Origin of the sequence: Microcoleus sp. Pol12B4 (assembly GCF_036701385.1) — a bacterium.
Taxonomy (GTDB): domain Bacteria; phylum Cyanobacteriota; class Cyanobacteriia; order Cyanobacteriales; family Microcoleaceae; genus Microcoleus.
Genome location: NZ_JAUBQR010000215.1, coordinates 1 through 11492 on the forward strand (window position 1 = coordinate 1; position 11492 = coordinate 11492).

The 11492-nt window shown below is 44.0% G+C and carries 12 protein-coding genes; 10 read left to right on the forward strand and 2 right to left on the reverse strand.

The window, feature by feature from the left end:
* The 6 genes from QUA38_RS23470 to QUA38_RS23495 form a co-directional block, all read left to right on the forward strand.
* The coding region (locus tag QUA38_RS23470) for a hypothetical protein (protein ID WP_333166117.1) at window positions 1-481 on the forward strand (481 nt) is incomplete at its 5' end.
* Window positions 482-697, forward strand: coding sequence for a hypothetical protein (locus QUA38_RS23475; protein ID WP_333166119.1), 216 nt, complete (start codon window positions 482-484; stop codon window positions 695-697).
* Window positions 698-948: 251 nt separating this feature from the next.
* Window positions 949-1506 (forward strand): DUF6429 family protein, encoded by a 558-nt coding sequence (locus tag QUA38_RS23480; protein ID WP_333166121.1) that lies wholly within the window; start codon window positions 949-951, stop codon window positions 1504-1506.
* Between the two features lie 67 nt (window positions 1507-1573).
* Window positions 1574-1732 carry a hypothetical protein gene (locus tag QUA38_RS23485; RefSeq protein ID WP_333166123.1) on the forward strand — a complete coding sequence of 53 codons (159 nt, stop codon included), beginning with the start codon at window positions 1574-1576 and terminating at the stop codon, window positions 1730-1732.
* Window positions 1733-1791: 59 nt separating this feature from the next.
* Window positions 1792-2208 (forward strand): XisH family protein, encoded by a 417-nt coding sequence (locus QUA38_RS23490; RefSeq protein WP_333166125.1) that lies wholly within the window; start codon window positions 1792-1794, stop codon window positions 2206-2208.
* Complete coding sequence (locus QUA38_RS23495; RefSeq protein ID WP_333166128.1) at window positions 2196-2516, forward strand: XisI protein; 321 nt, start codon at window positions 2196-2198, stop codon at window positions 2514-2516. The genes QUA38_RS23490 and QUA38_RS23495 overlap by 13 nt, the downstream gene beginning before the upstream one ends.
* Before the next feature lie 204 nt (window positions 2517-2720).
* Here the strand turns inward: QUA38_RS23495 and QUA38_RS23500 are convergent, their stop codons facing one another.
* Complete coding sequence (locus QUA38_RS23500) at window positions 2721-3215, reverse strand: GAF domain-containing protein (RefSeq protein WP_333166130.1); 495 nt, start codon at window positions 3213-3215, stop codon at window positions 2721-2723.
* A gap of 405 nt (window positions 3216-3620) precedes the next feature.
* Between QUA38_RS23500 and QUA38_RS23505 the strand changes: the two genes are divergently transcribed.
* The gene (locus tag QUA38_RS23505; RefSeq protein WP_333166132.1) at window positions 3621-4493 is read left to right on the forward strand and encodes an alpha/beta hydrolase; all 873 of its coding nucleotides are present in this window, start codon (window positions 3621-3623) and stop codon (window positions 4491-4493) included.
* Between the two features lie 95 nt (window positions 4494-4588).
* Here the strand turns inward: QUA38_RS23505 and QUA38_RS23510 are convergent, their stop codons facing one another.
* Window positions 4589-5038 (reverse strand): pyridoxamine 5'-phosphate oxidase family protein, encoded by a 450-nt coding sequence (locus QUA38_RS23510; protein WP_333166134.1) that lies wholly within the window; start codon window positions 5036-5038, stop codon window positions 4589-4591.
* Window positions 5039-5952: 914 nt separating this feature from the next.
* Between QUA38_RS23510 and QUA38_RS23515 the strand changes: the two genes are divergently transcribed.
* From QUA38_RS23515 to QUA38_RS23525, 3 genes are all read left to right on the forward strand, one after another.
* A complete protein-coding gene (locus tag QUA38_RS23515) occupies window positions 5953-7182 on the forward strand; it encodes an acyltransferase family protein (RefSeq protein WP_333166136.1) in 1230 nt (409 codons plus the stop codon).
* Between the two features lie 51 nt (window positions 7183-7233).
* A complete protein-coding gene (locus QUA38_RS23520; RefSeq protein WP_333166138.1) occupies window positions 7234-8649 on the forward strand; it encodes a hypothetical protein in 1416 nt (471 codons plus the stop codon).
* A gap of 549 nt (window positions 8650-9198) precedes the next feature.
* Window positions 9199-11492, forward strand: a 2294-nt coding sequence (locus QUA38_RS23525) for a PAS domain-containing protein (protein ID WP_333166139.1), incomplete at its 3' end; no start/stop codon positions are given.

Here is an 11492-nt window from a genome sequence, read left to right on the forward strand (position 1 = left end):
ACTCTTGCTTGTAGGAGCAATTGCCATCGCTGCTGTGTCAGTCCTATTTATCATAACTGATTACCCGGACCTGATATTATTCGATTATAGTGGTTATTATACCGCAACGGCGATACCATCTATCAGTAGAGATGGTAGCCACAAAGGGAGAAAAATAAAAGTTATGAATGGTACTGTTTTCAATATTGGATACACTGATTGTGGTTACACAATGGCAGCATTAGTAAAACATCATCCTAGTAGTGTGATCGGAGCTTTCTGGTTTCCAGCAACAGTTGAGGATTACAACAACTTAAGTTGTAAATGGATAGATTACGTACTAGAGGATAACCAAGCACAGGCTATGCTTGATGACATCGATATTTTAGATGCCGAACCACATCTCTATACGCATATGGTTATCGTTTTGACAGGAAACTATAACCATCCATGTGACTACTCATTTGTAGCTGGAATAACACGTTTTTTTGAAAGTCGTTAGTTGCTTCAAGTGCTTGCAGAACACAATATACCAGCCCACACTGAAGTTTCTTATCCAAGGTTTTTTGACGAGGAAAGTGCAACGGCTAAGGAAGATGGTTTGTGGAGTGGACTTAGCTTAAATGACTGGAATGAATACATCCGACTACAATTGGTTGCGGCACACGGCAAGAGTATGTTAAAGCAGTGGTGGGAGCGCACAGGAAAGTCAGCGTGACAAACAAAAGCTAAAGTCGTTACGTGGCACAACACCGCGCTGCACCGGAACGCTCCAAAATGGTTAGCCCAGGTGCAAAGGTTATCTGTGTCCGGTGAGCGCGAACGTTATCTCGCTTCGTTTCTGAGTTGGGACAATAGACAGCACAGAGCGATCGCCAAAATCGCAAAGCAACAACGATTGGCAGATTCAAAATAGGAACTGGCAAAAAAACAGCAGACGTTCAAGAAATCAAGGAAAGAGAGCGCTCTATGGCTAAACCTTTCAAACCAGAAACTCGAAATTATTGTAATTGGTCTGTAACAATTTATGTTGACTCAGAAGCAGTAGGGTTTTATACAAAGTGTATTTCGCCCAATGATGCTATTTTATGTACAGAAATTTGTAATGACAAAGGGTCTGCTTGGCAACAGGGTTACAACCTTGTAGATCGTGCAATTAAAGAAGAACGAACTAATCGATACAATAGGATTGCTATACCTCTGACACTTGCGTTATTATATGTATCTGGAGCGGATGAGGAATACGAGTTAGGTCATCAATCCCGCTTTAGAGGCAGACGTGCTGGGAAGGGGCATGATTTTGAAATTTTGGATCTTATGACTGAAGATGGTCTATTAGAGGAGCAACGTAATCCCCAGCAGATTAAATCAGTAGTTTTGACACCAAAAGGTATTAAACAAGCAAGGCACATTCTGAAAAATTTGAATTTAGGGGGTATTGAAGAGTTTCTTCAGAATCAGGAAAATCGCGACGATTTAATCGATGGATTAGAACAAGATCAAGAGCATTTTGGTGATGAAAACTAAGAATTCGCTACAAACCCCCGCTTAACCATAGAACGCAATTCTGACAACATCTCCTCTCAGTAAAGGTTTGGAAAAATTAGATGGATATCTAGCTCGATTGGGGCAATATTCGGGTTGGTTGGTAATATTCGATCGCCGCGAGAATGCACCGGAAATCGAAGAACGGCTGAAAACTGAGATTCATACTACTCCAATTGGGCGATCGGTTACAGTTATTCGTGCGTAATATTCTGGTATAATATGTACTGATAGTATCCGATGTAAATACTTGAGTAAAATCTAAAAATGGCAAAGGATCTATTCCACAATACAGTCAAAATCGCCCTACAAAAAGATGGCTGGAAGATTACCCACGATCCCTACCAGTTACGCTATGGTGTTGCTGATGTCTACATCGATCTTGCAGCCGAAGAAGCGATCGCCGCTGAAAAAGAAGGACGTAAAATAGCTGTAGAAGTCAAAAGTTTCGCAGGTGGCTCCACCATTTCTGAATTCCACACCGCCCTCGGTCAATTCCTCAACTATCGCATTGCCATCGAAGTCTCTAGCGAACCCGAACGTATGCTTTATCTGGCAGTACCCACCGATACCTACCAAATATTTCTCAGGTTTGAACCCGCAAAAACTGTCATCGAGCGTTATGAAATCCGACTAATTATTTACAATCCAACTCGTGAGGCGATCGACCAATGGATAGACTAAACGAATACCGCAAAATTGTTTGTGACTTTCTCGAAGACTTTTCTAAAAATGACGAAAATGCTCAGTTAATCTTCGATATTGCCCGCGATAGATATCTCGTGATGCACAACGAATGGCGCGACGAATATCGCATCTATGGGTGTGCCATGCAACTCGATATCATTGAAAATAAAATCTGGATTCAACACAACAGTACCGAAATCTACATCGATCGAGAACTGATTCAACGTGGCGTCTCTCCTCAAGATATCATTCTTGGATTTCGCTCCCCCAGCATCCGAAAACTCCTTGCCGCTCACTCTTGCTAAAGACAAAGGTTGGGAACAGTTAGATGGATATCTCGCTAGATTGGGACAATATTCCGGTTGGTTGGTCATTTTCGATTGCCGAGAGAATGCACCCGAACTCGAAAACGGTTGAACACTGAGATTCATACTACTCCAACGGGGTGATCGGTTACATTATTCGAGGGTGAAATCCTGGTATACTATGTACTAATAGTAGATGCGATATTAACTATCTTGAATAGTGGGAGAAATTGCCATATTTTGGGCTTCTCTTTGCATGAATTCAATGTCCGATCGCGACCAAGTGCGGGGCCCGCTGCACTGATGAGCAATTAACAGCCCCCACAGTCCTTTGTTCGTTAAAATTGGCACAACTAAATTGGCGCGAACTTTCAGGCTACGCAGAAAATCTCGGTGGCATTGGTGAATAGGTTCTACTTCAATATCTGTAATTGCTCTAACTCGGCCGGCTTCGTACAAAGCAGCGTATTCGCCGTTAAAACACTCATCTGGCCCCGTTGAACCCAAGATTGAGAGTTCGATCGCACTCAACATCTCGTAAGTCACTCGACCTTGCCACTGCTTGTAAAAATGATAAAGCACCGCGCGATCGCTCTGCAAAATTTCTCGAATGTCGTATAGGGATTTTTCAACTAATACGTCGCGCTTTAAACGATCAGTCAAGCGGTTAACAATGTTTTGCAGGCGATCGCCAGACATGATATTAACTCCTTTAACTCCTAGTACACTCGCCCGATGTCAATTATTTAGCTTGCACCCTCACAACATCTCAAATTTTTGCGAATCGGGATTCTAGATCGCTCGAAACTCAGTGATTTTTGGCTTAACAGTTGTCAGGATGCCAGCAACATTATACTAATATGCTGACTGAGATAGCAATCTTTTCGGTAAACGGGCGATGGCGTCCCGCGCCGCAAGCTACGGCTTTTTTTTTACCAACCGCTTTCGCCAAAAACCACAGGCGGGACGCCTGTTCCACAAAGCAAGAGAAGAGAAGAGGAAGAGTTGACAGGTGCTGCGATAATTGCTATATCTGCCCAAAGTTGGTTTCTGTCAAAAAGAGCAACTGCTAGGCTATCTGGATAGCTAGAGGAAGCATCAAATATGTCTGTGCTAGAAGCTGCTTGGAAACACGAATTTATCCCTACGAACGGCATCAAACTGCACTATGTCACTCAAGGTTCTGGGCCGCTGATGCTGATGCTGCACGGATTTCCTGAATTTTGGTATTCTTGGCGGCATCAAATCCCGGAATTTGCATCAGATTATAAAGTTGTTGCTGTAGATCTCAGGGGTTACAACGACAGCGACAAACCTCACGATCAATCTGCTTACGTGATTGCAGAGTTTGTGCAAGATGTCAAGGGAGTTATTCAGGGTTTGGGATACGAAAGTTGCGTCTTAGTTGGTCACGACTGGGGAGGCGCGATCGCCTGGAATTTTGCTTATGCTTATCCCCAAATGGTGGATAAATTAATTGTGATGAATCTACCACATCCTGCCAAGTTTGCTGAAGGGTTACGCACTCCCCAACAATTGTTGAAAAGTTGGTACATCTTTTTGTTTCAGTTGCCAGTTTTGCCGGAGTTGTTAATTCAGTTGGGCGACTATCAGGCAATTTCGGCTGCTTTGGAAGGTATGGCAATTAACAAAAGCACCTTTACCCCCTCAGATATCGAAGCTTACAAAGATGCGGCTGCCAAACGGGGCGCTCTGACTGCTACTATCAATTATTACCGCAATATTGCTCGCGGATTTCTCGCTCGGCAGAATTGGAGCGTGCTGCAAGTTCCCACACTGATGATTTGGGGAGAAAATGATGCCGCCCTCGGCAAAGAGTTAACCTATGGAACCGCAGATTACGTCCGGGATTTTCAGATTCATTACATTCCTAATTGCAGCCACTGGGTGCAGCAGGAACAGCCGCAGTTAGTGAATCGGTACATGAGAGATTTTTTGGCAAGTAAGTTTATTTAATATCATATCCAGTTTGATCGGAATGCTACTGAGCCGGCGAGTAGGACGATCGCGAGCCACTGAGAAAATTATTATTCCCATGCCAGCAGAGACATTCACCGACTGCTGATTCCCTCCGTCGTGCGCCCGCTCATTTCGCTGGGGTGAATGCGGTAGATTGCGATGGTCTCCGCACGCCCCAGCGAGTCAATCCAGGTGCGATTGATGGCGGGTGAAAGTGTGGGGTTGTGTTCTTTGACCAATTTCATCGCGCGATCGATGTCTGGCTGCTGCGTGAGGCGTTCTGCTCGCCCGTTCACGACAACGCTGCGCCAGTGTTGGAAATCGCGGACTTCTTCCACTTGCAAGCATACTTCTGGATTGCTGTCTATATACTTCGTTTTCATCCCCACTGTTGTGAAAATGTATATGTCCGAATCTTGGAGATAATAGTGCATTGGCAAAACGTAAGGATGCCCTTCAAATACACAGCCGAGGTGTCCGTGTCCTACTTGCTGCAAAAGTTCTTGTATTTCTTTTGAACTCATTTCATCAATATCTAACATTGTTATGCTCCTTTAAAACTTAGTCTATAGAAATCCATCGATGTTTTAGGTTGCTTCACGAGTGGGGCTTTGGGTCTAATTATTGCGTTTTTGATGCGCCTGTTTTGTGGCTATAAACAAGTAGATAATTTCCGTAAACATAACCTGGGTTAGCCACAAATATCATCTACCTTTAGACCGAGATATTTTTTGGCGGAAAATTTGTATGATTTTGACAATAAACCCTCGGCAATTGCTGAGGGTTTATTGTTTTTATTAAATGGCGCTCGTCTAATTAATTAATAAAAACGTTTTTTCCTAACGGGACTTCAACAAATTTTCAGCACAGATAATGCCCAAACTCGCTTTATCAGCAGCTTGGGCGTCCCTGCTTTCTTGTTACCAGCGAACAAAAGGTGATCGTCCCCTGGAATTCTCTGACACTAAATATAATCCGTGCTCAAAAAACATCGCCGCATAACCGCAGCGCACAATTTAGGGATGGTTCACGCTGCATTTATGTGGCAAATGCGATCGGCTTGACGCTGATGACCCGCCCCGCCCGGCCTGGCGTGACTGCCAAGCCGGGTCTATAATTCCCTCAAACGCTGGAAATCTTCTAGCTCGTGAGTGCACACTGCCCTCATAGCGTATTGGTGCGATCGATCGGCTTTACCTCATCCTACCGGCTGGCGATCGGCAATAAACCTAGTTTATGCTTAATCACCTGTTAAAAGAATTAGATTTAACGATCGCAGCCTTCGATATTTCAAGGGTTTGAGGGTCTTCTTTACCACCTTGACAGGGCTGGCGCTTATAACATAGAGTAGAATTTTTGCCGCAGCATCCTAAGAGCGATCGAGTACATCCTAGGGTTACCATCCTAACTGTCCTGACTGTTGCTATAAGTTTAAATTAAACGGAGATTTTTATTGATGAAGTATAATCGATTTCAAGAATTAGATATGATGAGAGGCTTTGCTGCCTGCTGGGTAGTGGCGGTTCATTTTTGGTACTTTAATTTCTTGCCTCCATTTTTTGGATACAGCAACTTTTTGGAGTATGCAAAAGTAGTAGGTCCAGCCTCGACAATTGCCAAGTTTTTTCCCCTGCCATTTAATAGTGCAGGCAATATAGTTTTTGATGTGCTGAATGTATTTTTCTTGCTGGGATATCAGGGAGTTCATATTTTTTTCATTCTCAGTGGTTTTGGACTGGCTTATTCAAGAATTTTAAAACCTGATGAAAGCTGGAGCATTTTTATGAGAAAAAAATTTTTCCGGCTCTACCCTACCTACTGGATACTTTTAGCTGTATCTGTGATAATTCCTAGGTTAAGAGCGGATTTATTTTATGGGTATTTTGATTGGTGGTCATTTTGGAGAAGTTGGATAATTCTCGATAAAGCCATACCATTTTCTTGGTTTATGTTTCCACTAATTCAATTTTATTTGTGCTTTTTTTTGCTCTTTAAATATTTTAAAGAAAATAGTATTAGACAGTTTCTCTTCACTTGTTTTGTTATTAAAGTTATCTATACATTTTTAGTTTTAATATTAGGCTTTAACTTTAAGGTATTTTCGCCAATATTGGGCGATCTCAGTTATCCAGGCTATTTAGCAATTTCAAGGTTATTTGAGTTTTGTTTAGGAATGGCAATGGCCAAGGTTTATGCAAGTAATCCTAGTCTATTAATTAATTACCTAACTAAGCCCGTCACAATAGCCATAGCAATAATTTTTGAAATATTGGGTATTATGGGTTCCTTTGAATTTTCAAATCCAAAATTTCTAGGCATATATTTCCCTTTTGGACTGTGTTTTTATGATGCTCTCCTGGGATTGGGCATATTTGTAATTGTCTTTAATATTTGTAGGATTTTAATAAAATCTTCAGACTTAACAACGAGATTTTTAACATGGATTTCTAAAATTTCCTATGAACTATATTTAACGCAGTTTATAGGGTTAATTGTTATACCCAAATTTTTTACTGTGGTAGTGCGAGGTGAACCTTCACTTTTGACTGCTAGCCGTGCTATTTTACTTTATATATTAATTCTCCAAATTTGTATAGTTAATGCTTGTTTATTACAACAGCTAACAAACTCGATCGCAAGTCGATTTAGATTAGCGATGGGTTCCTTTACCTCTGAAATAAAATAACCTAAATTAGTAGTTAATAGTCAAGTGTTCTCAAAAAGTAGAATTCTGAATTTGTTTCTCGGTCTTTTAATTGCCCTCAGCCTAGAGTTGTTCAGCGGAACGACAATTTTTGCTCAAAACATCGAAACAATTAAAATTTCCGGTACTGCTGCAGGTGTCAGCACTCGCTACATCGGTGCAGTTGAGGGCAATATCAATTTCGACATCAAAGATTTGCAAGATTTGGGAATTAATACCTACCGCATTTACGGCGGGATGTCCCGGTGGGAACCCGAAGACGACGACGGTAAATACGGTTGGCCATCTATTGATGAAATTAAGACAAATCCCAATATAATTAATTGGGCGCATTGGGATCAGATGATGACTAATCCGCCCCAGGGTAGTGATTATTGGTGGTCGGGACAACCCGGTACGGTTTGGCAAGGCAATGCCAGAACGATTTTTAATACTCTAAAAGAAGCAAATATTCGCCCGGTGGTGAGTATTCGGAATGTAGATAATGGCTGGCGACCAAGTTGGGCGCTGCAACTGAATCCGCCGCGCACAGGAGAAGATTGGAATGAGTGGTGGGAACACGTTTTTACTACGGTTTATTGGCTGAATGTTCGCAATGATTACCGCGTTGATGATTGGGAAATTCACAACGAACCGGACAATCGGGATCAGGGTTGGGGCGGAACTAAGGCTGACTATTTTGAATTGGTTAAGGTGGCAAAAGATGCGATCGACTTTGTTTATAAAACTTATTTGGCCGATCGCACTTACCGCATCCACGGCCCGAAAACGGTAGGCGGCAGCAATTGGCCAGCTAGTGCTTTGCAGGAAATACCGAATTATTTCGATACAGTCAATGTCCACAACTACGATGCAGATATTTCTAACTACACCCGCAAAGTGCACGGCTGGATGAACGGTACTGTCCGCGCTAACTCGCAGCTTTGGGTAGGAGAATGGGGAACTTACGAAATTAGCTACGGCGATTTATCTTTAGCTTTAAATTTGATTAAGAATTTGATTCGAGGTTCTCAACCTGGGGATAATTATATTTACGGAAGTCACATATTCTGTTTGTACGACTGGGGCAAGCCCGCAGGGGCGGAAGGTTTGCTAGGTGACGGGGGAAAACGGCGCGCGGGCTACTATGCTTTGCGGATGGGAATTAGGGCTTTGCAGGGCGGGAAAGCTACCTTTTTTCCTATCACTAACAGTTCCGATTTAATGGCAGTTGCAACTCTTGATGCTAGCAAGAATGTTTACTTGCTGGTTGTCAATGACCGAGCAACATCTTACACTGTTAATGCTGATATTTCGGAGCTGATAAAAACTGGTAATGGCACGGTGCGGGAGTTCAGTTCTCAAACAATGGATGAGGTTGTTGGTAACTTAAGGCTAAAGGGCGGAAATGCGAGTTTTGCACTGGCGGGGAACAGCGCTATTCTCATCAAGTTCGATCGCCAGAATTGAAGCTCAAATCCTCTGAGCCATAATTGGGATAAGATAGAATTAGTTATGCTCAGAATTATTTATTTTCTGCCTGTTTGGCCCTTGAACCCTTGAACCCTTGAACCCTCGCACCCCTAATTGCACAGTTGCCATACCTAAGTCGTCCTGTTGTGATTCCCCTCCTGTCGCTGGTAAATTGGTAGCGTGCAGGTATCTTGCCTCAAACAGAATCCGAGCGAGAGTTCCGTTGAGGGGCAGAAAGTAGGGTGCAGTCTAGACAATCGCAGAAATTCTTGCTCGTAAACCCGCAGCAGTTAGGCTAGGCGAGGAATTACCCGCCCGCCTTCATCTGGGCCCTCTGGCAGATAGCATTGGTTCTGAAAGTCAGAAGCCGTCAATTATCAGGATATGGCACGGAATTAATTTTAAATGCCAAGATGCTGGAAGTAGGGGTGAGTTTAATCGTACAGAAACTTTGAGCGCGCTTGGAAATCTCGCGGGCAAAGCCTCTCAATCAATCTGCTGCTTGCGATCGGGTTTTTCCAACAAATATCACTTTTATGCCCCCTGATGTTTATTCCCTCCCTCAGTCAGGTCATCAACCGCAATCCCCTCACCATCACCCCTGAGACGCCCGTAGAAAAGGCGATCGAGCTGATGAGTAGCACAGGAGCCAGTTACGTCCTCGTGGTAGAACCACGCGGGAATTCTCAACTCGGAAATCCCATGAACGGGACTTCCCCACAATCGCGGGAACAGTCGGGTTTCTACAACGGTGTACCGCGTGCGCTACACGCAGGAGGCAACGGGCTGCCTCTCAACGGCTCAAAAGCTCCCTATGCGGGCGGCCAGACAGTGCTGGGGATTTTTACAACGCGAGATATCGTACAGCTAAATTCGATCGGCGCTGCTTTGAGGGGATTTGCGATCGAGCAAATCATGATCAGAACCGTAACTGTAGCCAGAGAATCGGAAATTCCCGACTTTTTTGCCTTAGCAAATCTGCTGGATAAAAATCAGATCAGCCATTTGCCCGTCGTCAGCGAGGCTGAAGAACTTGTTGGTTTAATTAGCTCTCAAAGCTTGGTGCAAATGTTGCAGGGAATTGGGGAATCGACACCAAAAGCAATTAGCAGCGCTTCGCCACCTGCGGCTTTCGCGTTCCCTCCGCCGCTGCCAATTCTGAATCAGAAAGTAGAGCTACCCGCAAGTTTAATTAAACTTTATCAAATCCCGCAGATATCAGCCTCACGAATAATTCACGCTCCTTCTAATTCTTCGGTTCGCTATTTGGCGCAACTGATGTTTAGACACAATGTTAGTTATGTATTAATCACTGAAACCCCCGATCAACACTCGACTGGTGCTGCTCACAATTCCAAATTTACAAATCCCAACATTCACAAACTGGTTGGAGTGGTAAGTTCGCGGGATATTGTGCAGTTGCAGGCCCTGGGAAGAGACTCTAACAAAATTAAAGCGGGAGCAATTTGCAGCAGTTCGCCGCCGCTGGTGCGATCGCACTCTAGCCTCGAAGCAGCCGTCGCGCTGCTGCAAAAACACTACTGCCAGTTGCCTTTATTAGTCATCAACGAAACAAATCACCCGATCGGGATTATCAATCCTAAAACTATCCTTTTACAAGCGCTGGATTCAAAATCTCTGCATTCTGGCTTAATTGCTTTGCAGCGCCAGCTAGAATCTAGCAACGCTCAATACAAAAAACTCTCAGCAGAAATACAGCGGACAGCAGCAAATAGCCACGAGATAGCTGAAATTTCTCACCACACTTTCGTAGAGCGGCCAAATCTCCCCCCAGCAGTCAACAATCAGGGGATTTGGGACTGGAATCTCGAAACAGATGAGTTTTTTTATTCGGCGCGGTGGCAAGAAATGCTGGGCTACCAAGAAGGGGAAATCTCGAATCGCCGATCGGAATGGTGGAGTCGCATCCACCGAGATGATATTGACTCGGTAAAGGCAGCTTTAGAAGAACACTTCGCCCAAAAGACACCGGATTTTGCAGCCGAATATCGGATGTACTGTAAAGACGGCAGCACTGTCTGGGTGCTGAACCGAGGTCAAGTTTTACGCAGCGCTACTGGCAAACCGCTGCGGGTAGTAGGAACTCATACAGATATTACTCTAAACAAGCAGTTTGAAGTCAAAAACCGCGAGCATGATCGAGAACAATTCCATCTATTTGACTCTCTGAAAGCAACAGTAATTTTCCACATTGATGCGGCGGGGGTTTGGAAATTCCTCAACCGCGCTTGGACGGAAATTACGAATTTTCCGGTTTCCGAAAGTTTGCAAACTAATTTTTTAGAGTGGGTGCATCCAGATGAGCGCGAGCAATGTGCAAATTTATTGGAGTCTTTGCTGTCGGGGAAGTCGGAATTTGAACGGCGAGAACTGCGATTTAAGTCCAAGTCGGTTTCGGGCAAAAATTCCTTGGGAATTCACAGTAATTCCGGCTTTGTTTCCGTAGAACTATTTGCCCAAGTCCGGCGGAATTCGCAAGGCGAAATAGCGGGAATTTTCGGGACTTTGCACGATGTCTGCAACCGCCTCGAAGGAGTTGAGGAACTGCGGGAAAGTGAGCGGGCAATTCGATCGCTCTACGAGGTAATGGTGAGTTCGGAAGGCTCTTTTGACGATCGAACGATCCGGTTGCTGGCAATGGGTTGTAGTCAGTTTGGGATGGATATCGGGCTGTTGGGGAGGGTTTTGGGCGATCGCTACGAAGTGATTGCGGCTTATGTACCGGAAGATTTTCCCTTTGGATTTGCTAAAGGAGACGGTTTTGCTTTGAGCAGAACCTTTGAGCGAGAGGTTTTGCGATCGAGCGAACCTATTTCTGT

Bases quoted from the DNA above. Each gene is read 5' to 3' on its own strand.
- QUA38_RS23480 (WP_333166121.1), top strand. From the start codon at position 949: ATGGCTAAACCTTTCAAACCAGAAACTCGAAATTATTGTAATTGGTCT.
- QUA38_RS23490 (WP_333166125.1), top strand. From the start codon at position 1,792: ATGGCAAAGGATCTATTCCACAATACAGTCAAAATCGCCCTACAAAAA.
- QUA38_RS23495 (WP_333166128.1), top strand. From the start codon at position 2,196: ATGGATAGACTAAACGAATACCGCAAAATTGTTTGTGACTTTCTCGAA.
- QUA38_RS23500 (WP_333166130.1), bottom strand. From the start codon at position 3,215: ATGTCTGGCGATCGCCTGCAAAACATTGTTAACCGCTTGACTGATCGT.
- QUA38_RS23505 (WP_333166132.1), top strand. From the start codon at position 3,621: ATGTCTGTGCTAGAAGCTGCTTGGAAACACGAATTTATCCCTACGAAC.
- QUA38_RS23510 (WP_333166134.1), bottom strand. From the start codon at position 5,038: ATGTTAGATATTGATGAAATGAGTTCAAAAGAAATACAAGAACTTTTG.
- QUA38_RS23515 (WP_333166136.1), top strand. From the start codon at position 5,953: ATGAAGTATAATCGATTTCAAGAATTAGATATGATGAGAGGCTTTGCT.